Source organism: Ruegeria sp. AI2 (assembly GCF_056541275.1).
The window spans coordinates 35,637-60,471 of record NZ_JBQFYB010000016.1 but is presented as its reverse complement, the minus strand read 5'-3'; the positions used below and the strand labels follow the sequence as shown (position 1 = coordinate 60,471).

The 24,835-nt window shown below is 55.3% G+C and carries 22 protein-coding genes; 4 read left to right on the top strand and 18 right to left on the bottom strand.

The window, feature by feature from the left end; translation table 11 throughout:
* Positions 1 to 140: 140 nt before the first annotated feature.
* The 11 genes from ACR0LL_RS18925 to ACR0LL_RS18875 all read right to left on the bottom strand — a co-directional run bounded on the left by ACR0LL_RS18925 (position 141) and on the right by ACR0LL_RS18875 (position 15,799).
* Positions 141 to 2,120, bottom strand: coding sequence for a bifunctional 2',3'-cyclic-nucleotide 2'-phosphodiesterase/3'-nucleotidase (locus tag ACR0LL_RS18925; RefSeq protein ID WP_480588733.1), 1,980 nt, complete (start codon positions 2,118 to 2,120; stop codon positions 141 to 143).
* Between the two features lie 276 nt (positions 2,121 to 2,396).
* On the bottom strand, positions 2,397 to 3,500 hold the full coding sequence (locus ACR0LL_RS18920; protein WP_480588732.1) for a M24 family metallopeptidase: 1,104 nt from the start codon (positions 3,498 to 3,500) through the stop codon (positions 2,397 to 2,399).
* A 173-nt stretch (positions 3,501 to 3,673) separates the two neighbouring features.
* Positions 3,674 to 5,473, bottom strand: a complete 1,800-nt coding sequence (locus ACR0LL_RS18915; RefSeq protein WP_480588731.1) for an aminopeptidase P family protein — start codon at positions 5,471 to 5,473, stop codon at positions 3,674 to 3,676.
* Complete coding sequence (locus ACR0LL_RS18910) at positions 5,463 to 6,464, bottom strand: ABC transporter ATP-binding protein (RefSeq protein WP_480588730.1); 1,002 nt, start codon at positions 6,462 to 6,464, stop codon at positions 5,463 to 5,465. Before ACR0LL_RS18910 ends, ACR0LL_RS18915 begins: the two co-directional genes overlap by 11 nt.
* The gene (locus tag ACR0LL_RS18905) at positions 6,461 to 7,456 is read right to left on the bottom strand and encodes an ABC transporter ATP-binding protein (RefSeq protein ID WP_480588729.1); all 996 of its coding nucleotides are present in this window, start codon (positions 7,454 to 7,456) and stop codon (positions 6,461 to 6,463) included. Before ACR0LL_RS18905 ends, ACR0LL_RS18910 begins: the two co-directional genes overlap by 4 nt.
* Before the next feature lie 10 nt (positions 7,457 to 7,466).
* On the bottom strand, positions 7,467 to 8,204 hold the full coding sequence (locus tag ACR0LL_RS18900) for an ABC transporter permease (protein WP_480588728.1): 738 nt from the start codon (positions 8,202 to 8,204) through the stop codon (positions 7,467 to 7,469).
* A gap of 125 nt (positions 8,205 to 8,329) precedes the next feature.
* Positions 8,330 to 9,271, bottom strand: a complete 942-nt coding sequence (locus ACR0LL_RS18895) for an ABC transporter permease (protein WP_480484621.1) — start codon at positions 9,269 to 9,271, stop codon at positions 8,330 to 8,332.
* 54 nt (positions 9,272 to 9,325) lie between these two features.
* On the bottom strand, positions 9,326 to 10,912 hold the full coding sequence (locus tag ACR0LL_RS18890) for an ABC transporter substrate-binding protein (RefSeq protein WP_480588727.1): 1,587 nt from the start codon (positions 10,910 to 10,912) through the stop codon (positions 9,326 to 9,328).
* 221 nt (positions 10,913 to 11,133) lie between these two features.
* Complete coding sequence (locus ACR0LL_RS18885) at positions 11,134 to 11,703, bottom strand: helix-turn-helix domain-containing protein (RefSeq protein WP_480477671.1); 570 nt, start codon at positions 11,701 to 11,703, stop codon at positions 11,134 to 11,136.
* A 724-nt stretch (positions 11,704 to 12,427) separates the two neighbouring features.
* Positions 12,428 to 13,360 (bottom strand): phosphotransferase, encoded by a 933-nt coding sequence (locus tag ACR0LL_RS18880; RefSeq protein WP_480588726.1) that lies wholly within the window; start codon positions 13,358 to 13,360, stop codon positions 12,428 to 12,430.
* Positions 13,361 to 13,375: 15 nt separating this feature from the next.
* Positions 13,376 to 15,799 (bottom strand): GcvT family protein, encoded by a 2,424-nt coding sequence (locus tag ACR0LL_RS18875; RefSeq protein ID WP_480588725.1) that lies wholly within the window; start codon positions 15,797 to 15,799, stop codon positions 13,376 to 13,378.
* A 146-nt stretch (positions 15,800 to 15,945) separates the two neighbouring features.
* On the opposite strand from ACR0LL_RS18875, the gene ACR0LL_RS18870 reads away from it, so the two are divergent.
* Entirely contained in the window at positions 15,946 to 16,728 is a 783-nt protein-coding gene (locus tag ACR0LL_RS18870; protein WP_480488793.1) for a DeoR/GlpR family DNA-binding transcription regulator, read from the top strand.
* Between the two features lie 453 nt (positions 16,729 to 17,181).
* Here ACR0LL_RS18870 and ACR0LL_RS18865 read toward each other — a convergent pair whose 3' ends face one another.
* The 7 genes from ACR0LL_RS18865 to pobA form a co-directional block, all read right to left on the bottom strand.
* The gene (locus ACR0LL_RS18865; protein ID WP_480588724.1) at positions 17,182 to 18,243 is read right to left on the bottom strand and encodes a 3-carboxy-cis,cis-muconate cycloisomerase; all 1,062 of its coding nucleotides are present in this window, start codon (positions 18,241 to 18,243) and stop codon (positions 17,182 to 17,184) included.
* Between the two features lie 66 nt (positions 18,244 to 18,309).
* The gene (locus ACR0LL_RS18860) at positions 18,310 to 19,131 is read right to left on the bottom strand and encodes a 3-oxoadipate:acetyl-CoA acetyltransferase (RefSeq protein ID WP_480488797.1); all 822 of its coding nucleotides are present in this window, start codon (positions 19,129 to 19,131) and stop codon (positions 18,310 to 18,312) included.
* Between the two features lie 48 nt (positions 19,132 to 19,179).
* The gene (gene pcaG / locus ACR0LL_RS18855; RefSeq protein WP_480588723.1) at positions 19,180 to 19,797 is read right to left on the bottom strand and encodes a protocatechuate 3,4-dioxygenase subunit alpha; all 618 of its coding nucleotides are present in this window, start codon (positions 19,795 to 19,797) and stop codon (positions 19,180 to 19,182) included.
* A gap of 2 nt (positions 19,798 to 19,799) precedes the next feature.
* Complete coding sequence (gene pcaH / locus ACR0LL_RS18850) at positions 19,800 to 20,528, bottom strand: protocatechuate 3,4-dioxygenase subunit beta (RefSeq protein WP_480560454.1); 729 nt, start codon at positions 20,526 to 20,528, stop codon at positions 19,800 to 19,802.
* A gap of 52 nt (positions 20,529 to 20,580) precedes the next feature.
* Positions 20,581 to 20,958, bottom strand: a complete 378-nt coding sequence (gene pcaC / locus ACR0LL_RS18845; protein WP_480588722.1) for a 4-carboxymuconolactone decarboxylase — start codon at positions 20,956 to 20,958, stop codon at positions 20,581 to 20,583.
* Complete coding sequence (gene pcaD, locus ACR0LL_RS18840; protein WP_480488805.1) at positions 20,951 to 21,739, bottom strand: 3-oxoadipate enol-lactonase; 789 nt, start codon at positions 21,737 to 21,739, stop codon at positions 20,951 to 20,953. Before pcaD ends, pcaC begins: the two co-directional genes overlap by 8 nt.
* Complete coding sequence (gene pobA, locus ACR0LL_RS18835) at positions 21,739 to 22,908, bottom strand: 4-hydroxybenzoate 3-monooxygenase (protein WP_480588721.1); 1,170 nt, start codon at positions 22,906 to 22,908, stop codon at positions 21,739 to 21,741. The genes pcaD and pobA overlap by 1 nt, the downstream gene beginning before the upstream one ends.
* A gap of 97 nt (positions 22,909 to 23,005) precedes the next feature.
* Between pobA and pcaQ the strand changes: the two genes are divergently transcribed.
* The 3 genes from pcaQ to ACR0LL_RS18820 are packed head-to-tail and all read left to right on the top strand — an operon-like array spanning position 23,006 to position 24,832.
* Positions 23,006 to 23,947, top strand: a complete 942-nt coding sequence (pcaQ, locus tag ACR0LL_RS18830; protein WP_480588720.1) for a pca operon transcription factor PcaQ — start codon at positions 23,006 to 23,008, stop codon at positions 23,945 to 23,947.
* A gap of 43 nt (positions 23,948 to 23,990) precedes the next feature.
* Positions 23,991 to 24,647, top strand: a complete 657-nt coding sequence (locus tag ACR0LL_RS18825; protein ID WP_480588719.1) for a class II aldolase/adducin family protein — start codon at positions 23,991 to 23,993, stop codon at positions 24,645 to 24,647.
* Positions 24,648 to 24,706: 59 nt separating this feature from the next.
* The gene (locus ACR0LL_RS18820) at positions 24,707 to 24,832 is read left to right on the top strand and encodes a hypothetical protein (RefSeq protein ID WP_480588718.1); all 126 of its coding nucleotides are present in this window, start codon (positions 24,707 to 24,709) and stop codon (positions 24,830 to 24,832) included.
* The last annotated feature ends 3 nt before the right edge of the window (positions 24,833 to 24,835 follow it).

Sequence of the window (24,835 nt, the reverse complement as noted above, 5' to 3'; positions counted from 1 at the left end):
TTGTCGGGAACGCCAATTGAAAATGTAGCATCTGACTCTGCAGGGGCAGATGCCTTCGAGCTGTACGGGTGTTCAGCGCAAACCCGCCACCGAGTTACCAAGGTGGCGGGTCAGGTTATCGTTGCGACATTTCTTTCGGATCAGAGCTTAATGCGGAAGGCTGCGAAACCGTCGGCGCCTTCCCCGGCGTCCTCGATTGCCACACCTTTGACGTCGCCCATATAGTCGCGGGCTTTTGGACCCGTCTCGAACAACACCGTGGTGTCCGCCAACGGTGAAAACGACCAGTTGGCATCCGCTTTGGGATCGATTGTGCCCTGTTCGACAATGTAGCGCACAATGACGTCGCGGTTGGTGTCCGGTGCTTCGAACACGATCGTGTCGCCCATTGCGCCCGGGAACGCGCCACCACCGGATGCACGGTAATTGTTGGTGGCAATGATGAACTCCATGTCATCCGTAACAGGCGCGCCATTGAAGGCAAGGTTCACGATCCGTGCTGCGTCGGGGTTCACCTCTTCGCCCTTTGGTCCAAAGCGCGACGGTTGCGACAGGTCGATCTGATAGGTCACACCGTCCATCACGTCGAAATTGTACGACGGGAACTCGGGGTTCAGAAGGATCGCATCCTTGGACCCAGCTTCGACCTGATTGAACATACCGGCCGAGCGTTCCAGCCAGCCACGCACCTGCGCCCCGCTCACGCGAACAGCGCGGACCGTGTTTGGATAGAGGTACAGATCGGCCACGTTCTTGATGGCAACGTCCCCGACCGGGACATCGGTGTAATACTCCGGACCCCCTCGGCCACCAGCCTTGAACGGTGCTGCCGCAGACAGGATTGGCAGCCCTTCATGCTCGGTGCCTTTCAGCATGTCTTCGACATACCATTTCTGCGCGATCGAGACGATCTGCACGGACGGATCATCCGCGACCAACGCGAAATAGCTGTGCAGCGGGGCCGAGGTCTTGCCGACCGCGCGCCGAACATAGGCCAGTGTTTCGTCATGAGCTTTCGCAACCGATTCCAGAACCTTCAGATCATCTTCGACCAGAGCGGTGATCGAGCGATCTTCGTTACGTTTGGATATCGGTCGCGCCTCGGAAGTTGTGGTAACGACGCGCCATTCATTGCCGTCCCGTTCCAAAAGCAGGTCCAACAGGCCAAGATGCGACCCCCAGAAACCGCCCATGACGGCAGGTTTGCCCATCAGCGTGCCTTTTTCCACATCGATCCCGGGGCGGTCAGCAAATGTCGGTGACGGGAAAACCAGGTGATTGTGGCCGGTGACCAGCGCGTCGATCCCGTCGACCCCTGCCAGAACCACCGATGCGTTTTCCATGCCGTCCTCATGATCGGCCCCCCCGATCCCCGAATGCGACAGGGCGATGATCAGGTCACATCCCTGTTCCTTCATCTCGGGTACATAGGCCTGAGCCGTCTCGACGATATCGCGGGCCTGAACATTGCCCTCCAGGTGCCTGCGGTCCCAGTTCACGATTTGTGGCGGGGTAAAGCCGATGACACCGATCCTGATCGGATGTTTGGTGCCGTCGCCCATCTCGATTTCGCGGTCGAGAATGGCATAGGCCTGAACAAGGGTCTTGTCGTCACGCGGGTTTGCACCTTTTTCCTTGGCAACGTTAGCCAGAACAACAGGGAACTCGGCACCAGCCAAAGCCTTGTCCAAGAACTCCAGACCGTAGTTGAACTCGTGATTGCCCAGCGTCGCGGCATCATACCCGACCGTATTGAAGGCCGTGATGATGGGATGGCTGTCGCCGTCCTTCATGCCCCGCTCGTAAGCGATGTAGTCGCCCATCGGATTGCCTTGCAGAAAATCGCCGTTGTCCACCAAGATCGAGTTTGTCGCCTCAGATCGGATTTCGTTGATGATCGACGCTGTGCGGGACAGGCCCACCGTGTCGCGGGGTTTGTCCGCATAGTAATCATAAGGAAACACATGGACATGGATATCGGTGGTTTCCATGATGCGCAGATGCGCCTGATTACCGGCCGCTGCCACCGAAAACGGGTGCAGGGTAATTGCCGCCGCACCAGCGGTTGTCGTGGCAAGGAAGCGGCGTCGCGAAATTGAAGAACGGCTTGAGAAAGACATGGGTCACCTTTCAGGTTTGTGGTCAACGCGTCTTTTTGCCTGTAATTCGCAACATCCATATGAAACCGGTTGCCAGCGCTTTAGACGCGTCATGTGTAGGCGTAATGCTAGGTACAATAGCCCAACTTCCTGTACTTGATAAGACGTGGTAGAAGGGGAACCCGTGCCCTGCGATTGCCAAGACAATGCCTCACAATCAGTGCTTTGCGACATATCCAACCCGCATCATGTTGGCTGCCATTCACTGACCCCAACCGTGTGGCTGGGACAGCCCGGTTATCGACGTTCCGCCCCCAGGACAATAAGCTCTTTCGGGAAACTGGTCAGTGATTGGCACCCGTCTTCTGTGACCAAGACGTCATCTTCAATACGGACACCGAAATTGCCCAGGTCATACAGACCCGGTTCGTTGGTCCAGACCATGCCTGCGCGCATTACCTGGTTGTTTCCGCGCATGATATATGGAGCCTCGTGCACATCCCGACCCAATCCGTGGCCTGTCTTGGTGCGGATGCGATTGGCGAAAGGGGACGCTTCAAGAACGCCGATGACTGCATCATCGATATCATGGGCCGTCACACCGGGGCGACACACGTTCAGACCCATCTGATTTGCTCGCAATACAGTTTCGTAGACGGCCTTGCCCTCATCTGAGACTTCGCCAACGAAAAAGGTTCGCGTGATATCCGCGACAAATCCATCCTTGCGCGCGCCAAAGTCAAAGAGCAGCGCATCGCCGGTTTTAATCCGATAATCCATACGCGCTTTCCCATGTGGTCGGGCCGAGTTGTCGGCAGCGACCACAATCGGTGTAAAGGCCAGTGAATCGGCGCCTTCGGCAAACATTGCCTGGATCAAATCCTGTTCGATCTGTTTCTCGGTCTGACCTGCGTGTACCGTTCCGATAACCCGCTCAAGCGCACGTTCCGAGATGGTGATCGCAGCTTGCATGGAGGCCACATCCTTGCTGGACTTGATCAGTCGCAGGTTCGAGATTTGGTGTTCCGCATCAGTTATTTGTAACCCAGGCATAGCTTCGGTCAGCGCGTCACATACAAAAACACGCATGACCTGTCCTTCAACTGCAAGGGACGCGATGCTCAGGTGGTTCGCCAAAGCGGTGAAAGCCCCTTTGTAACCCGCCTCATCCCGCCAATCGAATACCGCTCCTTCGAACCTTAATTGATCCCACGAGCCAAGTTCCAGATTTGGAACAATGGCAGCGGGTTCTCCTGATGCGGGGATCACAACCACGATGGGGCGTTCGTTGGTCATGAAAGACTTGCCCATGGCTCGGTCGAAATTCGGACCCGGCACCAATGCCACGGCATCGACAGAGATTTCACGGGCCAACCGGCGATATTCTGATAAATCTGGCATCCTTACCAACCTTTATTGTGACCAAAACCACCCGCTTCGGCGATCTCGGCAGATCTTATTGTTCTTGCGCCACACGCGAACCGTCATTGGTTTGGTATTCTGACAGTTGGAAACGCTGCCATTCGTTTCGCGGCACAGCAGTATACAGCCCGGACAATAGTTCGGTTCGTGTTTCAGATTGCAGTCGTCACTTTTGTCAGCCACCCCTTTGCAGGCTCACTCAATCGCGGTGAAAGCATCTGTCTGATTTGACGATGATATTGATTTAACCAGTGCCGTTCGGCCTGAGTCAGGTTTTCTACAATCAGCATGTCAGTCTGAATTGGCACAAAAGTCATATTGCGGAAGGCGAGGAAACCGTTGTCTTCTGTGACGACCTCAAAGACGTTTTCTATGCGGATGCCGAAGCTGGCGGCCTTGTAAAACCCCGGTTCAATCGACATGACCATGCCCGGTTCCAAATCAATCGGGTTATAGGGTTTTCCTATTCTCTGCGGGTGTTCGTGCACTGACAGTCGATGGCCGATGCCGTGACCGGTCCCATGGTCATAGTCCAGCCCGAGGTCCCACAACGGGCGACGACAGATCCCGTCGATATGGTGCCCTTGGGTACCAGGTGGGAACCGTAAGGTGGCCAAGGCATGGAAGGCCTTGAAGACTGCCGTGTATGCCTCATCAAACCCTTCCGGTCGTGATCCAAAAGCGTAGCACCGGGTGGTGTCGGTTGTGCCAGTCTCGTATTGTCCGCCGCTGTCCATAAGATAGGTTTGATCCGGTCGGATAGGATCATTCCGATCCGCGGTTGCGCTATAGTGGCACATCGCCGCGTTCACGCCTGCTGCTGAGATCGCGTGAAAACTGTCATCAAGGAAACCTTGTTGTGCGCAGCGCAGCGCCCTCAGTTTTTGCTCTGCTTCACGCTCGGTCAGGGGGTCACCGCTTTCGGCGCGAACGGGAACAGTGTCTGCAAGCCAGGCCCCAAATTCTGCCCACGCAATTCCATCGATGAAATGGCAGGTTCGAAGACCCTCCAGTTCAATCGTGTTTTTCAATGCCTTAGTCAGGGTAATCACACTGCGTTCAGAACCAAACTTTGCGCCGGCTTCTTCAATGGTTTGCCTTACCGCGACAGGTGAGAAATCCGGATCAGCCAAAACAAACTGACCTGGCTTAAAGCTGGCCTTGAGCGTGGGTAAAAACTCAGCCTGAGGAACTATCTGAAGATTAGAAGGCAGTGCCCCCTCTACGAAATCATCCAGCTTTTTCGGATCGACAAACCAAACCAGCGCCCCATCGCGATGTGCGAGAAGAAAGGAATTAACTACCGGATTATAGTTAACATCCGCCCCGCGGATGTTCAGTAACCAGGCGATATTGTCAGGTTGTGTTTCGACGACAAAGTCGGCCTGTCGCTCAACCAGATAGTTTGCCAGATTAGTACATTTTTCAGTACAGTTTTTCCCGGCGATTTGCGACGGTAATACTGTCACACGACCGCAGGGTGGTGCTGGTTGATCTGTCCAAACCGCGTCGACTGGATTGACTTGTTGCGGCACCATCGTTGCGCCCACTTCCTTGCAAGCTGCGTCAAACCGGTCAAACCACGACGGGGGTATGTGCATCGGGTCAAATCCGAGCCGCCAACCAATACGCATTTCTTTTCTCAGCCACTTTTCGGGCGTCTCGCCATGAAGGTGGTGATGAGAGAACAACGCGCCTTTGCACTCTTGCGCAGCCTGCAAGCTGTATCGACCATCGACAAAAAGAGCGACGATCTCGGGTGTTACAAAAGCAAGTCCGGCAGATCCGGTGAACCCGGTCAGATACGCCAGACGTTCGTCATGCGGTGCGACGTATTCACCTTGATGAGCATCAAATCGCGGTAGTACAAAGGCATCCAGGTCCTGCACAATCAGTTGGTCACGGAACAGCGAAATTCTCTCGCTCGGACATAAGTGAAACCTATCCAGCATTTGCTTTGATCTCTTCCGCGTGGTGGCAGGCGACTTCTCCAAAACCCCCAAATTGTCTGAGTGCGGGAACGTCGCGCTGACACAGGCTTGTGGCAAAGCGACAGCGCACGTGGAACGGGCATCCGGGCGGTACGTTCATAGGTGATGGCAATTCACCTTCCAGTCGAATGACGTTCCCCTTGTCATCCGGATCAAGCGAAGGCGCGGCGCTGAGCAGAGCTTGGGAGTAAGGATGTGAGGGATCGGAGAACAAGGTTTCACTGTCGCCGATCTCCACAATCCGGCCCAGATAAATCACAGCCACCCGGTTCGAGACGTGACGTACAAGTCGCAAGTCGTGTGCGACGAACAGAATTGTGAGGTTCAGTTTGTCCTGCAATTCAAGCAGAAGATTGACCACTTGTGCCTGTACTGAAACGTCCAGCGCGGAAACCAGTTCGTCGGCAATCAAAACTTCCGGCTCGACTGCCAGTGCGCGAGCGATCGCAATTCGTTGCCTCTGACCCCCCGAAAACTCGTGCGGTAATTTGTTTGCGGCGTCCTGTGGCAGGCGTACCAGATCCAACAGTTCCATAACACGCGAGGGGATTTCACTCTCGGGGCGCATCTTGTGAACACTAAGAGCCTCGGACAGAATCTGACCAGTCGTCATGCGGGGGTTCAGGGACGAATAAGGATCCTGAAACATCATCTGAACGCGACGATTATAATCGCGCTCGTTACGATATTTCGGGTCAAAGATATCTTTTCCAGTGAAACGGATACTGCCGGTCTGAGGCTGGTGGAGCCTAACTATGCAACGTGCAAGTGTGGACTTACCGCAGCCGGACTCACCGACAACTCCCAGTGTTTCTCCTCGCTTGAGCTCGAGGCTAACACCGTTCAGCGCGTTGACAACCCGCCCGGGTCGCTGGCTGATCAGGTCAAGAACCGACCGTGACAAATGAAATTGAAGACCCACATCATTTATCTCCATGACCGTATCTGTCATGCGACGTCTCCCTGAGCTGCGGGCACATGATTGAAGCACGCCACATGACGGCCTTCGGATATCGCCGACAACGGCGGACGCGCGTTCAGGCACGCGTCGATGGTGCTCTGACACCGTGGGGCAAAGGCGCATCCGACCGGCAACTTCACAAGACTCGGAGGCGTGCCCGGCACCGAATAGAGTGGTGTACGCGGCGGCACATTCTGAGGGACAGACCGCATCAGCCCTACGGTATAAGGGTGGCGTGGTGCATTCAAAACCTGACGCACAGCCCCCTGTTCAACCACCCGCCCGGCATACATGACCGCCAAGGATTCACAGGTCTGAGCGACCACACCTAAATCATGCGTGACAAGAACCACGCCCATTTGAAGCTCATCGGCTAAGGACAGGATCAGATCAAGAATCTGTGCCTGAATTGTTACGTCCAATGCGGTGGTTGGTTCATCGGCAAGCAACAGTTTCGGATTTGCTGCCAGAGCAATCGCGATCATAACGCGCTGCCGCATACCACCAGAAAACTGATGTGGGTATTCGTCCAAACGTGACGCAGCAGATGGAATCCCTACATGATCCAGCATCTCAACCGCCCGATCACGGCGCGCTGCGCGATTGAGGTCGGTATGCGCTTTCAACGTCTCGGTCAGCTGCATGCCAACCGTCAACAACGGGTTAAGCGATGTCATCGGCTCTTGAAAGATCATCGCAATTTCGCCACCGCGAATGCGCCTCAGTTTTCGTTCGGAAAGCGGAACAAGGTTTTGCCCCTGCCAATTCACAACTCCTGTGACTTCACCATAGCGCCGCGACAGTCCCAGAACCGAACGCAAAGTGACACTCTTGCCAGAACCGCTTTCACCGACCAATCCCAGCACTTCGCCACGTCGAACGGAAAAACTTACGTCTCGCACAGCTGGCAGAGGGGTTCCTTCCTTCCAGAAGGTTGTACTCAGGTTTTTGACTTCGAGGATAGGTTGCTGATTGCCTGTCATTGTCAACTCCTTACCCACGTGGCCTGAGCAGGTCTGCTAACCCATCGCCAATAAGGGAAAATCCAAGACCTGTGATAACGATCGCGATGCCGGGCATCAGGCTCAACCACCAGGCCGTTGTGATAAAATTGCGTCCTTCCGCGATCAGGACACCCCATTCCGCCTGCGGTGGCTGTGCGCCAAGACCCAGATAACCCAGCGACGAACCCAGCAGAATTGCCAGTGCCATGTCCGTCATCCAGTAAACGATAACCGGCGTGATCGCGTTCGGCAGAAGGTGGCGAAAGATAATGCGCCTGTCAGAGTATCCCATGACGATGCCAGCAGCAGCATAGTCGTTTCCCATCTGTGCGATGACCTCGGCCCGCATTAACCGGGCATAGTAGACCCAACCAACAACCGTTATCGCAATGTACATATTGACCAAACCCGGCCCAAGCACGGCGACGACCGCGATAACAAGAACCAGAAATGGGAACGTGATGATCGCGTCTACGACACGCCCGAAGATCATATCGGCAATTCCGCGGTAGTAGCCGACAAGCGCGCCAACCACGACGCCAATGATCAGGGCAAAGACTGTGGCAAGGACTGCCATCTGCATGTTTACCGAATAGGCTGAAATAACGCGGCTCAGACTGTCGCGCCCCAGCAGGTCGGTGCCGAAGGGATGGGCCCAGCTTGGTGGCTGGCGAACCGCGGTGTAATCAATGAAATTGGGATCATAGGGGGCGAAAGCATTTGGCATGATCGCAAGCAAAGTCGACATTCCAATGATGCAAAGGCCTATTATGAAACCCGGTTTTCGCAGCGCCGCTGGCATGCGCGTCCTTGGCGGCTCACCCGCCCCAACAGGAGAAGTGGCAGTGTTGGTCATGTCAATCGCATCCTCGGGTCCAACGAGCTTTGAAACAGGTCCGTAAGCAGGAATACGACCGAGACCAGAACCGCAAAGGTCAGCGTCAATCCCTGGATAAGCGGGTAGTCGCGCGCGAAAATCGCCTCAAGCATCAAACGTCCGACACCAGGCACGGCAAAAACTGTTTCGGTAACCAGTGTTCCGCTCATGAGGTTGCCGATGGACAGACCCAAAAGTGTAACGGTCGAAATCAGCGCGTTACGCAGCACATGGCGTCCCAAAATCAGCCTATCAGGCAAACCCTTGGCTCGGGCAAACTGAACGTATTCAGCATCCAGAACCTCGATGATGGCAGCACGCAGATTTCGCATGATGATCGCCGACGTATATAACGCCACCGCTACGGCAGGCAGGAACAGGTGATAAAGCCTGTCGCCAAAGGTGTCGCCGTAGCCGCCGACTGGAAACCACCTGAGCTGTGCGGCAAGAAAGGTCAGCAGAATCAGACCGATGTAAAACACAGGCATCGACAACCCCACCTGGAAGACCGTGCGGATCACTGCGTCGGGCCACCGTCCGCGGTTCAGAGCTGCAACAAACGCCAGTGGTCCTGCAATCAACAAAGACATGAGGACAGCATAGATCGTCAGAAAAGCCGTGGTCGGAAGACGGTTGATGATGACTTCAGTAACCGGTGCGCGCATCAGGATTGACCGGCCCAAATCGCCTTGCAGCGTATTTGTCAGAAACAGCCAGAACTGTACCAAAAGCGGCTCGTTCAGTCCCAACCGTTCGCGGATAGCAGCAAGATCCGCATCCGATGCCCGATCTCCTGCGATGGCGATGGCCGGGTCCCCCGGCAGGAGACGAACCAGAACAAAGATGATGATCATCACGAGGATGAATGTCGGGATCATCAACAGCAAGCGTTTGAACGTGTATTGAAGGGTTGCCATCAAGGCCTCCGTCAAAAGAACCGCCGGCAGGTACTGCCGGCGGCATATAAGCGATCAGCGGCTGACGGTCGCCTGATCGAAGACGTTGTTTCCCAGTGGTGTCTGAACGTATCCGTCCACGCTGGTCGAAACGGCCACCGCAAAAGGCGTCTCATACATGAAAAGCAAGGGAGCAGCATCTGCATATATTTCCTGCATTTCAGCATACTGGGCCGCTCTTTTTTCGGCGTCGATTTCGGTTGCCGAAGCTTCAAACAGAGCGTTGAATTCCGCGTTTTCCCAACCAGTACCGACCGCATTGGCCGTAGGTGTATGACCCAACCAGCCCACGACCTGGCTGGGGTCGTTTACGTCGTTCACCCAGCCATAGGTGTGGATGTCAAACTCACCCGAGCGGTTTTTGGCGCCACGTGTCGGTCCATCCACCTGTTCGACTGACAGGTTTATCCCCAACGGAGCCCACATTTGCTGAAGAGCTGCAAATATTGTGCTGTCATCCGCAGAGCCAGCCAAAGTCGTAAAGGTGATTTCGGTTCCTGGCGCTACGCCGGCCTCGGCGATCAGAGCTTTCGCCTTGTCAAGGTCGTAGGCATACAACGGATCAAGATTCGCGGAAAGCTGGGTCGCCGCCGCCATCAAAGGCGACGTCATTGGCTTGCCGGCGCCTTGTAGCACAAGCCCGATCAGTGCCTCTTTGTTGGTGGCATAGTTGAGTGCCTGCCGAACCCGAGCGTCTGACAACGGGTTAGGCGATCCGTCAGCACGGGTTTCACGCGTGTTGATCGGCGAATATATGATCCGTGTGGACGGATAGAGGTTCATGTTGATCGCTTGGTCTGCTTCAAGCTCCGGCACACGTGAAAAGGGAATGAACTCGGCGGCATCCACCTCACCGGCCTGAAGCTTCAGAATCCGGGTTGCGTCATCGGGTATGATCTCGAAATGCACACCGTCCAGGTAGGGCAGCGCTTTGCCGTCGGACCCTATGCGCCAGTAATTCTTGTTGGCACAGAACTCCATGGAAGTTCCCTGCTCAAATCCACACAGATAGAAAGGGCCGGACCCGACACCGGGGCCTTTGGCTGCAAAGATTGCGGCGGACTTTTCCTGGTCAGTGGAACCTTCGGCCGCCTCAAAGACGGCTTTGGAGACAATGCCGGTTGTGAAAGTGGCAAGCATAGAGAGGATTGTCGGGTCAGCCGCTTTCAGGCTGATCGAGATGACGTTTCCTTCCGCGCTTACATTGTCGATGGATCCGAGAAGCCCAGCCCATGGGCTCAGATCGGGATTGCGGGCGCGATCCAGCGAAAAGACAACGTCTTCTCCGGTCAGAGGTGTTCCATCCGAAAACGAGACGCCGCTGCGCAAGGCAAGCGATACAGACTGTCCATCGTCGGAGATACTGTATTCTTCGGCCAGTCCTGGGATGACAGAGTTCCCATCTTCACTGGGGCGCAAAAGCGTGTCGAAAAGGCTGCCAACCATCCAGATGTCAGGGTTTCGATCGGCATAAATAGGGTCAATCAGGTTTGATCCGTCATATCTGGCGAAATTCAGAATGCCACCACGCTCTTGTGCAAACAAAGGTAGGGCCATTGCAGCGGCCACGACGGCAGTCGCTGCCATCAAATTACGTTTCATTGATGAGTTCCTCCCAAAGCGATTCTCCATCGCGTGAAAGTGGTATATATTAATTTCATTACTGCTAAAACTTTTTTTAGCTATGCGTAAATTGCATATTGTGTTCACAGAAGCATTGATTGAGAATTTCGGGGCACGCCACGACGTTCGGGGCAGCACTTTCAAGTGCGACCCCGCGATAGAATTCGGAGAACTTTCAGTAAGCGGTTCAGCCGGTGCGATTACTTGGACGTATTTTTGATCGGCGTCGTATCCACCCACAATTCAACCGCTTCGGTATCTCCTAGAACGATCGAATAATGCGGCTTGGACGCGTCGTGATGTATCGTGTCACCGCTCGACATGATGTGGACTTCGTCACCCAGATGATATTCCAACTGACCCGAAATCAGATAACAAAAGGTCTCGCCTTCGTGACACATCTTCTCGGACATGTGACCCGCAGGGCGATGAACAATACAAGGATACAAAAGCGCGCCCGAAAACCCCGGACCCAACTTTTCATAGAACCGCCCGTTGACTCCCAAAGCATAGGTTTGACGCCTATCTTTGCGAACGTATTCGGTGTACTCTTCGGGAACGCTGACTAGCTGTTCAATGCTGGTCTTCAAAGATGCAGCAATTGCCATAAGCGAAGACAGGGACGGGGCACTGATGCCGCGTTCAACCTGCGATATGAATCCTGTCGTCAAATCAGCTTCATCCGCAACCTCGACAAGTGTTTTGCCAAGCGCTTTCCGGCGGCGTCGAATTGCTTTCCCCAGTTGAGACGGGTGATTTTTCTGATCCATCATTTCTTCTCTAGTGGTAGAGCTCGACAGCTCTCAGAGGCCTTGTTTCAGCAAATCCTGTACCTGTGTCCGAAGGGGACAGCGATTCGCTTAACTAGGCGAACTTCATAACCGGTACGGTTATCATTGGCTAAGTTTCTACTAAAAGCGTTTTTAACCCTGAAAAGCAAATTAGGTTCGGACCTTCGTGTCGCTACAAGTTTCTGAATGAGAGGCGTTGTCTTGGCGAACACGTGTGAGGAACCTAGCCAAATCAGCCCGCCGCTATGACAGACTCAGATCTGACAAGGGACCTTGTTGCAGTCGACTTACTTCACCGCGCGCACAGAAGGAAATCAGTGATATTGACGTCTTCATTCAAGAAGGGGCGAAGAAACGCCCGCGTACCTGTTGCGTTGATATACGTTTCGCCCAAGCGCCAGGAATTCTGCACTTAGCGTTCCTTCGAATGTGCCCGTGCAAAGACCAACCGTGGAAAATCGCAACCCGTATGTTGAAGTCGCCAGATCAACTCTCGGACCGCATTCAGCTATGATATCTGTTCGATCACGGCAGGAAACTGTGCCTCAGGTAGAATTGCACAGCATTTTAACCGACGTTTTGGGGACGTTGCGGCCCCTCAAAGAGCCTACCGTGAAACCTGTTCGAATCCCATTTGTCCGAACCATTTTTTTATTTCCACATGCCAGTCATTCATCAAGAGAATGCAACTTATCCATCTGCACTATTCGTTCGCAACTGCCTGAACATGCGCCGCGAAAGCAGGATTGAACATCAGTGCTTTGCACCTGTCGAACCGACCCGTAGCATAGGCCCAGAAATCTTCGGCCGGATTATCATCGGCATGTTGGATCAAGCCCCAGAGTGTCCACAGAAGATCGCACATCGCCTTGTAGATCACCATTCGCCCGAATTGAGCCGCTGTTGGTGCCGCGCCAAAATAGGACGTCAGCATCTCGATTTCCTGCTTCTCGGTTAGCCCGGCTTCGACTGATAAATCGCCGAGGTCCCAAAGAGCATCATTCATCCCGGAATACTCGAAATCCACGATCCACATACGGTCACCGTTGTCGAGAAAGTTCTCGCAAAGTGGATCGCAATGGCTGGGAACCAGCGCGCCCGGCTTGTCCTGCAGCAGCTGTTTGATCGGTGCCGCTTCGGCGACGATTTCAGTATAGCCTTCGGGCAGGGAAATATCCTTTGTTGCCAGGACTTTCAGATATTCATCGATCATCGAAAAAAGTTCGAACCGGAACTCGAAAGGGCGGGGTGACTCGTGTAGTTGCCGCAGGGCATGTCCGGCACGCGCGGCCGCTCCGGTGCGCGTTGCGAAAAGCTCGGGTGTCATGGTGACGATATCGTCAATGCAGTCACTGATCATCACACCGGTATCTGCATCCGCCCAAAGCACAGCGGGACCGATACCAGCTTCGGCTGCGACCTTGGCATTGTGAATCTCAACGCCACGATCGATATAATCCGCGGTTCCGTCTCCGGGGATGCGGACGATTATGGTGTGCCCGCAGGTTTCCACTCTGTAGACCAGATTGGTCAACCCACCCAGCCGCTTGATTTTGCTGTTTTGTGCTGAGGTGTCCTCAAAGCCTTTCAGGTTGCGAAGTTCACTCAGGACACGGTCAGTGTTTCCGTCAGTCATTTTCTGCCCTCCCCCTCAGGCTTTTAGCCGTTCATTGGCCGGGTCGAACAGAGGCCCGTCCACCCGGCAGATTTGTTTGCGGTCACCGAACAGTTCGAGTTCGAATTCGGTCTGGTCCGTCATCGCCACCGGAAGATAGCCGTAGATGATCGTTTTCCCGACATGGTACCCATAACCACCGCTGCTGGCGCGCGAAACGGTTACGCCATTGTGCAGGATGGTTTCTCCCCCGGTCATCGGCAATTTTTCTTCGGTCACGAAGGTATAGAGTATCTGTGCCGTGCCATTGGATTTCTGGTCCTCCAGCACATCGCGCCCTATGAAACTTTCCTTCGATTTCTGGTGGACGCGAGAGCCCAGGCCCGCTTCTACAGGTGTATAGTCCGGGGTGATGTCAGTGCTCCAGTAAAGATACCCCTTTTCCAGGCGCAGCGAGTCAATGGCCCGGTAGCCGATATCGCGGATGCCATGGGCCTGCCCGGCCTTCCAAAGCTGATCATAGACATGAAGTGCAAATTCGGTTGGGATGTGCAGCTCCCAGCCCAACTCGCCGGTATAGCCTATGCGCACTGCACGCACTCTTGCTGCTCCGACTGTAATGTCGCGCGCGGTTGCAAAGGGAAACGCAGCGTTTGAGATATCCTCTTCGGTTACCGTCTGCAGGACGTCGCGCGCTTTTGGTCCGCAGATGTTGATCACCGCGCGGGAAGAGGTAACCTCGATTAAATGTGCTGATCCGTCTTCCGGCAGATGACGTCGGATCCAGTCGGAATCGTGCACCCCGAATCCGGCGCCGGTCACGATATAGAAATGGTCGCGCCCCAGGCGGGTGATGGTGACATCCGCCTCGACGCCGCCTTTGTCGTTACAAAGTTGGGTATAGATTACGCTGCCATCCGGCTTGTCCATGTTTGAGACCGCCAGGTGTTGCAACACACCCAACGCGCCAGAGCCGATCAGCTCGAACTTGGAAAAGCTCGACTGGTCGATCAGAACGACACTTTCGCGGGCAGCGCGGTGTTCTTCGGCCGCGAAGACATGCCAACCGGGATTGAGGAAATCGAGCTGATCAACTGGGGCGACCCCAGCTGGGGCAAACCACAAAGGCCGTTCCCACCCGTTCTTCGATCCATAAACCGCCCCGTGTTCTTTCAATCGGTTATATAGTGGAGACAAGCGCAAATTACGTGCGGTCTCGGCCTCCTGGCCCGGATAGCGCATCTTGTAGTGATGCGCGTAATGTTCGACGGCTCGGGGATACATAAAGGCCTTGGTCGCATGATGTGGGCTGAACCGCCGCACGTCCAATGGCCAAAGATCCAGGCTTGGGCGCCCGTTCAGAATCCATTCGGCGATCATTTCCCCCGCGCCCCCGCCAGCCGCAATGCCGTAGAGGAACCCGTTCGAAAGCATCAGGTTCTTGATCTCAGGGGCCCAGCCCATGACAAAATCACCATCGGCGGAATAGGGGATCGGTCCATTGATGATTTGCCGGATTCCGACCTGGTTCACGACAGGGGTGACGACACCGGCAAGTTCAGCCAGCGGCGCAAAACGGTCAAGATTGTCAGGCAACAACTGGCGCACAAACTCTCCGGGAATGCCCCGTTCTCCAAATGGCAATGTGTCGTCTTCGTAACCTCCGATGACCAGACGCCCGCCAGCATCGGGCTTGTAATAAACCAGACGCTCGGGGTCGCGCAGTGTGGGCAGGCCCTTGACCAATTCCGGCTCTGGCAACGGTTCTGTTACGACATATTGGTGCTCGACAGCGCAGGCTGGCACCACGACGCCCAGTTTTGCCGCCAGTTCACGGCTCCACATGCCCGAGGCCAGCACAACGGTTTCCGCCTCATAGTCGCCGTTGGTTGTCATCACTTTGGTTATGCGACCATTGCGGATTTCGAAATCCTCAACCTTCACCCCCTGCCTGATCTGTGCGCCGTGGTTACGCGCACCGGCTGCAATCGCCAGACACAGGCCAGCGGGGTCAACGTGGCCATCCGAGGGAATAAAGGCGGCCCCCTCTAACCCGTCGGCATCGATATAGGGAAACAGGGCCTTCGCTTCGGCAGGTGAGATGATTTCCATCTCCAGGTCAAAACTGCGTGCCATCGTTGCCAAGCGTTTTGCCTCCAGCAACCGTTCCTTGGTTGCCGCCAGCCGCAAGCTGCCGACTTTCTTCCAGTCGAATTCCATACCGGTCTCGTCGGCCAGCCGGTCGTAGAGCGCGACTGACCGTTTCAGCATCCGGGTTGTATTGCGGGAAGATCGCAATTGCCCAACCAGCCCGGCGGCATGCCACGTTGCCCCCTCTGTCAGAGATGCCTTTTCCAGAAGGACGACATCCGTCTCACCTGCCTGGGCCAGATGATAAGCGATTGAGCATCCGATGATGCCGCCGCCAATAATAAGGTGTTTTGCAGAATGGGTTGTCATGGCCTCGCCTCTGTCGACAAATTGGGTGCCAGATCACCGTATCGGCCAATATAAATCAACAAAAATTAAACAAGAGTGTTGAAATCTGTAGATTTAAGGGGGTAACTACAATTTATCCTGTTAAAGTCCAACATCCGAGTGACTGAATGTCAAAATACGAAAAGGACATCCTGAGCGCGGTTAACATGCATGGCCGAATCTCGGTCATGGACCTGGCGCAGAGGCTTAACGTTTCCGATCAGACAATTCGTCGAATTGTAAAGCCGTTGGTGGATGCGGGGCAAATCGACAAGGTTCACGGCGCGTTGATCAGCACCCAAAAGGTTCTGGATCCCCCTTTCATAGCGCGTATGACAACCAACCGCGCAGCGAAAGTCGCCATTGCCAAGTCAATATTGAACCTTGTGCCAGATAACGCGTCCATTGCTATCGATACGGGATCTACGTCGGGTTTTGTGGCCCAAGCCCTCAAGGCGCGCAGAGATCTTACCGTGGTGACGAATTCAGCGTTCATCGCAACAACTTTGGCCATGGGGAACGGCAACCGGGTCTTTATGGCAGGCACACAGCTTCGAAATCATGACGGGGCAGCGTTCGACCGCGCGGCCTTTGACGTTATTGCAAATATGTCGGTGGAGTACTCAATCCTGTCGGCGTCACGTGTGGATCCGAAACAGGGTTTTTTGGTGTTCGAACAATGCGAAGTCGATATTGCGGTCGCAATGAAGGCGATCAGCGAACGATGTTTCATGGCAGTGGACTCGACCAAGTTCCAGGCATCCGAACCCAAACCGGCCTTGCGTCTTCCGGCTCTTTCGGCAAGTGACTTCCTGATAACCGAGCGGAAGCCTGCGCCAAAATTTGAAGGCGTCATAGGTCGGGCAAAGACAGTAATCGCCGCAGATCAGTTTCAAGCTTTTGATGAGTGATTGGCCTTTGGGAACGGACGTTTTTTCCTATTATTTACCACAAAGCTGTGTGGAGTGGCGGGATTGCGTCGCTTGCATAACGCGTGGGCCGCATCAATATTGTCGGCGACATCTGACATACTCCGGCACTCCAAAATGGCAGCTGTCCTGATATCCGCGTCAACGAAATTCCGATATGTTCCGTCCAACGTAGGCTGACTTCCTTGGCTGTGAAATAGGCCAGCGACAGATCGTCAGGGCGATCCTCGGCCATCACATTGATCAGGAACGCTGCCTGTTCTCGTTTCTTCGATGACTAAAGGTTGCCCGCACCATCACTGATCCTTCGCTACTGAAGTGGCCCGTCGTTGTGATTGGGAAAACGGAGGAAACACGATGGGAAACAAGTGACAGAACCTGCGACGCCAAGTCAGCGTCGCACCTGAGTAACGTCGGGCTCAGAGGCCAGTGCAGTCACTCCACCATGCCTATCCGTTCGATCTGTTGCACTAACGTACCACAGCTGATCAGAGCCTGCCCCGTTGCCAGGATCATCTGGGGCAGGATCATCCATTCCAGCGTCCAGACAACGCCGGAACGTTCTTGCTCGTGCACCAGCGCCTGATGCATGCCCGACAGTTGGGTTGCGTTGAAACGAGCAAGTGCGACCAGCAGTTCCGCGCGGACCGGGTTGCGCTTGTGAGGCATCGCCGAAGATCCACCGCCACCTGCCAGAGAAACCTCGTCCACCCCCTGCTGGGCCATGAGCGACACGTCCTGACCGATCTTTCCCAGCGATCCGGTTATCAATGAAAGCCATGAGGCAAATTCTGCAAGATTGTCCCGGCGGGTATGCCAGTTTGCATCGCAGCTGGCCAGGCCAAGCCCACGGGCTACATGATCTGCGATTACCTGTCCGGATCCGTGCATCGCGGTGCGATCCCCAACGGCACCGCCAAGTTGCAGCACAAGCAATCTGGGCTGCAACTGGGTCAGGCGTTTCTGGTGATCGGCCAATGGCAACCGCCAGTTTCGCAGGCGCGTGGCAACAGAAATCTGCAATGCCGCCTGCATTCGGGTTCGTCCCATCATCACGTGTTCGCCATATGCCTGTTCCAACGCCACAAGCGCATCTATCAGGTCTGAAAGACGGGCCGAAAACACCTCCAGAATGTCCTTGATTGACAAAACCAGAGCGGTGTCGACAACATCCTGCGACGTCATCCCCGTATGCAGCGCGACGTGGCAATGTTCAGGCAATGCCGCTTTGAGCGACCGCACCAGCGTGGGCACCACAACGCCATCCAATGCCGTCCCGTCGCGCAGCGCCTGCATGTCGGGACGGTGTTGTCGGATAAGTTTTGCCGCGGTTTCCGCCACCTCTGGTGGTACGGTGCCGACCGCCGCCAAAGCCTCTGAATATGCGGCCTCGACGGCCAGCATGTGTCTCAGCTGAGCCTCTGCACCCAGCAACTCTGAGGTCTGTGGGTCCTCAAACAGCCCGCTGAGCCAGGGATGAGTGGAAAGCTGTTCCATCTTATGTGTGGCCTTTGACATGAAGCGAGCGGATATCAATCGTCATGGCACCATTCCTCCCTGCGCTCAAAGAGCCAAAATCTCGCGGGCCTGTTGCCAGGTGGCGACCGGACGTTCGTGCTTTGCGCATAGCTCGGTCACGCGATTGACCAGCGCAGCGTTCGAAGGCGCTAGTGTATTCCGATCCAGCCGGACATTGTCTTCCAAACCTGTCCGCGTGTGTCCGCCCGCAGCAATGGCCCATTCATTTACCACAATCTGGTTTGGACCGATCCCGGCGGCACACCATTCGGCATCCGGTGCGCGATCCTGCATGGATTTTACGTAGAAGTCGAACACGGCCCTGTCGACCGGCATCGCGTTTTTGACACCCATGACAAATTGAACATACAGCTTGCCATACAGCTTGCCTTCCTTGTGCAATCTGATCGCTTGCAGGATGTGGGACAGGTCAAACGCCTCGATCTCGGGTGTAACTTTGTATTTTTGCATCTCGGCTGATAGCCAGTCCACCAAGTCGGGTGGATTTTCATAAACCCGGGTGGGAAAGTTGTTCGACCCAACAGACAGCGAAGCCATGTCAGGTGACAGGGGCAGCATTCCGCCCCTTGCCTGACCGGCGCCTGACCGCCCACCGGTAGAGAACTGGATAATCATTCCGGGGCAGTGTTTTTGCAAACCCTCTTTGAGGAGGGCGAATTTCTCGGGGTCGCTGCTGGGTGTCTGATCATCGTTGCGAACATGGGCGTGGACAATGCTGGCCCCGGCCTCGAACGCCTCTTGCGTGCTTTCGACCTGTTCCGCAACCGAGATCGGCACCGCGGGGTTGTTCTTTTTGGTGGGCAGGGAACCAGTGATGGCCACGCAAATGATGCAGGGTTTGGTCATGGTGACTTCCTGAATTAAGTGCCGCCTTGGCAAGGCAGCACCAAGTAATCAGATATCAAAAAAGACGGTCTCATCTTCGCCTTGTATCTTGATATCGAAGCGATAGACAACTTGACCGTCCCGATTGGTGCGTTTGGCCAGCAGCGTTGCGCGGCGGCGTTCCCATTCGATGAGATTAAGGACCGGGTCCTTGCTATTGGCCTCTTCCTCGTCCTCGAAATAGATACGCGTATTCAGGCCGACATTGATGCCCCGGGCAACAACCCAAAGGTTGATATGAGGGGCCTGCTGGCCCACGTTTCGCCCCGGTGTCGGACCGGGTTTGACTGTGTCGAACGCCCATTCGCCGGTTTCAAAGTTGGTGATGACGCGTCCCCAGCCGCGAAAGCCGTCTTCGACATCGCCGCCGCCCTCAGGATGGGCATAGACGCCCTTGGCATTTGCTTGCCAAGCCTCAAGCAGAACATCCTTGATGGGAGATCCTGCCCCGTCCACGACCAGTCCTTCGACCCGAATACGCTCACCCTCGGCATTTAGTCCGGCTATGTCCCAGCCCAATTCCTGCCTGTAGATTTCAAATCCGGCAGCCCCGGGCGCCAGACCGATATGGACGTAAGGCCCGGCTGTTTGCGAGGGGGTTTCCTTCAGATAATTCAGCTGTTGCATCTTCAGTTCCCCTCCAAACGGTTTTCAAACAGGGTCGAGCGCCGACCGCGCAAGACCACGTCAAATTTATAGGCGATGGTATCCAGAGGGATCGTTGAATTCATATCGAGCCGCGAAATCAGGCGGCTGATCGCATCGGCATCAGGAATAGTTTTCACGATCGGACACCTGTCGATCAACGGGTCACCTTCGAAATAGCATTGTGTGATCAGGCGCTGTGCAAAACCTGTTCCGAATATCGACATGTGGATATGGGCGGGACGCCAGCTGTTCACCCAATTGCGCCAGGGGTAGGCACCGGGTTTTACGGTGCGGAAGAAATAATACCCGTTTTCATCTGTCAGGGTGCGGCCGCAACCACCGAAATTGGGATCGATCGGTGCCAGATAGGTATCTTTCTTGTGTCGATAGCGCCCACCCGCATTCGCCTGCCAGATTTCCACCAACGTGTTTGGCACCGGACGTCCGTTTTCATCCAGCACCCTGCCGTGCAGAATGATGCGCTCGCCAATCGGGCTTTCGCCGGGTTGCGCATAGTTCGAGATCAGGTCGTTATCCAGAGGGTCAACATCGTTGTGGCCAAAAACCGGGCCGGTGACCTCACTGATCGAGTTTTGCAGCGAGATCAGCGAATATTGAGGTGAACGGGTCACGCTGGTCTTGTAGTCGGGCGTCAACGCAGGTGGGTGCCACTCGCGGTCACGCTGGTAGAATTCACCTTGTTTCAACATTGTCGGATCACACTTCCTTTTTGTCTGACTGGGGTTCCTACGCGTTTCCCATTCAGTCCTGTTCCATTTCATCATAGGTCTGTTTTGCCAGTTTGAGGGCCTGATTGGCGCGTGGCACGCCCGCGTAAATTGCGACGTGCTGAAACGCTTCAAGTACATCCTGCTTGCTGGCGCCGGTACGGGCTGTGGCGCGGATGTGCATCGGGATTTCTTCGAAATTGCCCAACGCAGCCAGCAAAGCCAGCGTCAGCATGGATCTCTCACGGTCGCTGATCCCGTCCGAGGCCCAGACGGTGCCCCACGCGCCTTCGGTGATAAGCGTCTGAAATGGACCGTCCAAATCAGACTTGGCGTCTTCGACGCGATCCACATGGGCATCGCCCAGAATTCTGCGCCGCACTCGCATACCGGACTCGTATTTGTCACTCATTGCGGTTCTCCATCAGGAAGGCGGACAAGTCTTCAGCATAGGTAGCGGGGGCTTCCACACATGGCAGGTGCCCGGTGTTGGGTATTTCGGCATAGCGCGCCCCGGGGATCATAGCACAGGTCTGCCGGACCAGTTCGGGCGGGCAGGCGCGATCATCTGATCCGGCAATGGCCAGAACCGGCAATCGCAGCACCCGGGTCATGGGTTCAAGATCCGCATCTGCAATCGCGTTGCAGCATCCCAGGTACCCAGAAACAGGGGTACGTACCAGCATGTTGCGCCAAAGCAGCACGTTATCGGTTGCCCTGAAACCCGCCGCAAACCAACGGTCCAGAATTGCGTCTGCGACAGGCTCGATGCCGGACGATCGGATCGCGCCCATCCGGTTACGCCACATCTGCGCCGTCCCCATTTTCGTGGCGGTGTTGGACAGAACAAGGGCGCGGATCTGGTCCGGTCTGCGCGAAGCCAGCGCCTGACCGATCATCCCGCCAATAGACAGGCCGACAAACACCGTGTCGCGAACCCCGATATGGTCAAGCAAAGCCTCGGCGTCATCCGCCAGCTCAGCCATGCTGTAAAGCGCCTGAGGGCATTCCGACAGGCCGTGACCACGCAGATCGAACCGGATTAGGCGCAGGCCCTTGGGCAGCAAGGGCACAACCTTGTCCCAAAGGCGCAGGTCAGTTCCCAGCGAGTTGGCAAACACCACAGGCGTGCCATCTGGATCGCCATCCTCACGCCAATGCAGGTGAATGTTATCCAGCGCCGCAATCTGCATCAGTAGGGCAGCCCGACATAGTTTTGTGCAAACACCGATTGCGCCTCTTTGTTTTCGCGAAGGAAATCAATGTCAGCCTTCTGCATTTTCAGGTCAAAGCCGTTCTGTTCCGGAAAACGGTGCAACAGATTGGTCGTGGACCAGCTGAACCGCTCGGCCTTCCAGATCCGGGCCAGCGCTTTTTCGGAATAGCGGTCGATGCCTTCGCTGTCGCGGTCTTCATAGAGTTGCAGCAGTGCGTTGTGCAGATAGTGGATGTCGCTTGCCGCCGTGTTAAGCCCCTTGGCCCCTGTGGGGGGCACGATATGCGCGGCATCCCCACACAGGAACAAACGGCCCCAGCGCATTGGTTCGGTCACGAAAGACCGCAGCGCCGCAATTGATTTTTCGACCGATGGCCCGGTAATCAGTGTCTCAGCATATTGCGCAGGGATCCTGCGTTTCAGTTCCTGCCAGAAGGCTTGATCAGTCCAGTCATCGGCACTGTCGGACAGCGAGCATTGAATGTAGTACCGGCTGAGGTTCTCATTGCGCATGGAACAAAGCGCAAAACCGCGTTCCGATCCGGCATATATCAGTTCGTCATGGACCGGGGGTGTTTCGGACAAAACGCCCAGCCAGCCAAACGGATAAACCTTTTCATATTCCCGGCGCACGGTCAGCGGGATGGTTTGACGCGACACCCCATGAAATCCGTCGCAACCGGCGACAAAATCGCAATCAATCCGGTGTCCGGTCCCATCCGCTTGATACGTCACATAGGGTGCATCGCTGTCAGCCCCGTGAATCTGAACATCATCGGCGTTGAAAACGATCTTACCGCCCATTGCCTCGCGCGCATCATACAGGTCACGGGTTACTTCAGTTTGTCCGTAAACAACCACATGACTGCCTGTCAGCTTTTTAAAGTTGATGCCGAATTCGATATCGCCATACGAGATCACTGTGCCGTCATGGACAAAGCATTCCTTGTCCATCCGCTCTGCCACACCGGCTTCGCGCATCAGTTCCACAAAACCGGTTTCCAGAATGCCAGCGCGAATGCGGCCCAGAACATATTCCCTGGTTTTGCGCTCTAACACGATGGTGTCTATGCCCTTGCGGTGCAACAACTGGCTGAGCAAAAGACCTGAAGGTCCACCGCCGATGATCGCGACCTGAACGCGCATGTTGGCTCTCCTGATTTCGCGTATCTAATAATTGAACGCCATATCTCGATATGTAAAATGAGTTCTGCTTGAACTTAGTTGCCGGAATTGGAAAGTAATGATAGATCGCCGCATCAAAGTTAGGCATATTCAATGTTTTATTGAGATATGTCGCGAGAAAAGCCTGAAAGTTGCGGCAGAGAAGCTGTTTCTCACGCAACCGGCGATATCCAAGACACTTAAGGAGCTTGAGGATATTCTGGGCACTGTGCTGTTGTCCCGTAACCGGTCCGGTGTTTCTCTGACACGGCAGGGTGAAGTGTTTCTGCATTTCGCCGAAATGTCGCTGGCCGCTTTGCAGCAAGGTTTTTCTGGTGTGGAACAGATCGAGGCGCGGGGCAGGGCCAGCCTTCGGGTCGGGGTGCTGCCTTCGGTTGCGGCCCGTTTGATGCCAGCCGTTGCTACCGAGTTTTCCGAACTTGCGGGCAATGCCCGACTGAGCATTTTCGACGGTCCACATGGCCATTTGATGGAGCGTCTTCGTCTGGGCGACCTGGAGCTTGTTATCGGGCGTTTGGGTCGCACTGAAACTATGCAGGGCATTTCCTTTACCCAGCTTTACGAGGAGAAGGTCGTCTTTGTCGTGCGCGCGGATCACCCGCTGCTGAAAGCCCCCGATCTCAGGCGGATTACCGAGTGGCAAGTGCTTTATCCGCCTGAAGGATCGGCAATTCGGCCCTTGGTGGATCGCCTCATGATCGCGCACGGGATTGGTGAAATCGAAGATCGTCTGGAAACTGTCTCGGGTGCTTTCGGGCGGGTGTATACCCGGCAGACCGATGCGATCTGGATCATCTCGGCGGGGGTGGTCGCCAATGAAATCAGCGATGGCCACCTTGTGGCGCTGCCGTTTGATACGTCGATCACACGCGGGCCCGTTGGCCTGATGCGTCGGCCTGACCAGGTCCTGTCACCTCAGGCGCAGGTTTTCGGGTTGGCTTTGGACAATGCAATTGCAAGGTTGGGCTTGTCGCCTGATGGTGCGACCTCTGATAACTAAGGCTGGTCCATTCTGCCGGGTGGCGCTAGGACAGGAGCACAAGATGGATGACAAGGAACGCAGAATCCGTGAGGCGATTATCGAGAAATGCCTTTTTCTGAATTCCAGTGGTCTTAGCCAGGGAACATCCGGCAATATCTCGGCCCGATACGAGAACCGGATGCTGATCACACCTTCGGCGACGCCATATGACAAGCTGACCCCCGAGATGATCGTCTCAATGCCATTTGATGGAGAGTATGGGACCTGGGATGGCCCGCTCAAACCTTCGACCGAATGGCGGTTTCACTTCGACATTCTAAAGACCCGCCCCGATATGGGCGCGGTGGTCCATGCACATCCGACCTATTGCACGGCGCTGGCGATTGCACACAAAGAAATCCCGGCAGCGCATTACATGGTCGCGGCCTTCGGCGGTCCCAATGTTCGCTGCGCACCCTATGCACGCTTTGGCACGCCCGAGCTGTCGGAGCTGGCGATCGAAGCGCTGCAAGAGCGAACCGCCTGTCTGCTTGGAAATCATGGGTCCATTGCCATGGGAGAGGACCTGGACAAGGCCATATGGCGCGCAGTCGAGCTGGAAACCATTGCCCGTCAATATTACCTTTCCCTGGCCCTCGGTCCGGTGATCCTGACCGATGAACAGATTTCCGAAACGCTATCCGGTTTCGCTTCTTATGGTGTTCAGGGCGACTACTAGGACGTCGCAGCAGGTACTGCTAAGAAGCAAAATGAGCCTGAACAGACCTGACTGCCAAGATGGCTGCGCTGAGGGGCGGTATATTGGGCTCAAGTCCAAAACGTCGCGACGTGATCAGGAGGTTTTCGCCTGTCGGCGTTGGTGTCACGCATCTGGCCATTCGCGCGGATACCGCTGCCTATTGATTT

Bases quoted from the DNA above. Each gene is read 5' to 3' on its own strand.
- ACR0LL_RS18925 (WP_480588733.1), bottom strand. From the start codon at position 2,120: ATGTCTTTCTCAAGCCGTTCTTCAATTTCGCGACGCCGCTTCCTTGCC.
- ACR0LL_RS18920 (WP_480588732.1), bottom strand. From the start codon at position 3,500: ATGCCAGATTTATCAGAATATCGCCGGTTGGCCCGTGAAATCTCTGTC.
- ACR0LL_RS18915 (WP_480588731.1), bottom strand. From the start codon at position 5,473: ATGCTGGATAGGTTTCACTTATGTCCGAGCGAGAGAATTTCGCTGTTC.
- ACR0LL_RS18910 (WP_480588730.1), bottom strand. From the start codon at position 6,464: ATGACAGATACGGTCATGGAGATAAATGATGTGGGTCTTCAATTTCAT.
- ACR0LL_RS18905 (WP_480588729.1), bottom strand. From the start codon at position 7,456: ATGACAGGCAATCAGCAACCTATCCTCGAAGTCAAAAACCTGAGTACA.
- ACR0LL_RS18900 (WP_480588728.1), bottom strand. From the start codon at position 8,204: ATGCCAAATGCTTTCGCCCCCTATGATCCCAATTTCATTGATTACACC.
- ACR0LL_RS18895 (WP_480484621.1), bottom strand. From the start codon at position 9,271: ATGGCAACCCTTCAATACACGTTCAAACGCTTGCTGTTGATGATCCCG.
- ACR0LL_RS18890 (WP_480588727.1), bottom strand. From the start codon at position 10,912: ATGAAACGTAATTTGATGGCAGCGACTGCCGTCGTGGCCGCTGCAATG.
- ACR0LL_RS18885 (WP_480477671.1), bottom strand. From the start codon at position 11,703: ATGGATCAGAAAAATCACCCGTCTCAACTGGGGAAAGCAATTCGACGC.
- ACR0LL_RS18880 (WP_480588726.1), bottom strand. From the start codon at position 13,360: ATGACTGACGGAAACACTGACCGTGTCCTGAGTGAACTTCGCAACCTG.
- ACR0LL_RS18875 (WP_480588725.1), bottom strand. From the start codon at position 15,799: ATGACAACCCATTCTGCAAAACACCTTATTATTGGCGGCGGCATCATC.
- ACR0LL_RS18870 (WP_480488793.1), top strand. From the start codon at position 15,946: ATGTCAAAATACGAAAAGGACATCCTGAGCGCGGTTAACATGCATGGC.
- ACR0LL_RS18865 (WP_480588724.1), bottom strand. From the start codon at position 18,243: ATGGAACAGCTTTCCACTCATCCCTGGCTCAGCGGGCTGTTTGAGGAC.
- ACR0LL_RS18860 (WP_480488797.1), bottom strand. From the start codon at position 19,131: ATGACCAAACCCTGCATCATTTGCGTGGCCATCACTGGTTCCCTGCCC.
- pcaG (WP_480588723.1), bottom strand. From the start codon at position 19,797: ATGCAACAGCTGAATTATCTGAAGGAAACCCCCTCGCAAACAGCCGGG.
- pcaH (WP_480560454.1), bottom strand. From the start codon at position 20,528: ATGTTGAAACAAGGTGAATTCTACCAGCGTGACCGCGAGTGGCACCCA.
- pcaC (WP_480588722.1), bottom strand. From the start codon at position 20,958: ATGAGTGACAAATACGAGTCCGGTATGCGAGTGCGGCGCAGAATTCTG.
- pcaD (WP_480488805.1), bottom strand. From the start codon at position 21,739: ATGCAGATTGCGGCGCTGGATAACATTCACCTGCATTGGCGTGAGGAT.
- pobA (WP_480588721.1), bottom strand. From the start codon at position 22,908: ATGCGCGTTCAGGTCGCGATCATCGGCGGTGGACCTTCAGGTCTTTTG.
- pcaQ (WP_480588720.1), top strand. From the start codon at position 23,006: ATGATAGATCGCCGCATCAAAGTTAGGCATATTCAATGTTTTATTGAG.
- ACR0LL_RS18825 (WP_480588719.1), top strand. From the start codon at position 23,991: ATGGATGACAAGGAACGCAGAATCCGTGAGGCGATTATCGAGAAATGC.
- ACR0LL_RS18820 (WP_480588718.1), top strand. From the start codon at position 24,707: ATGGCTGCGCTGAGGGGCGGTATATTGGGCTCAAGTCCAAAACGTCGC.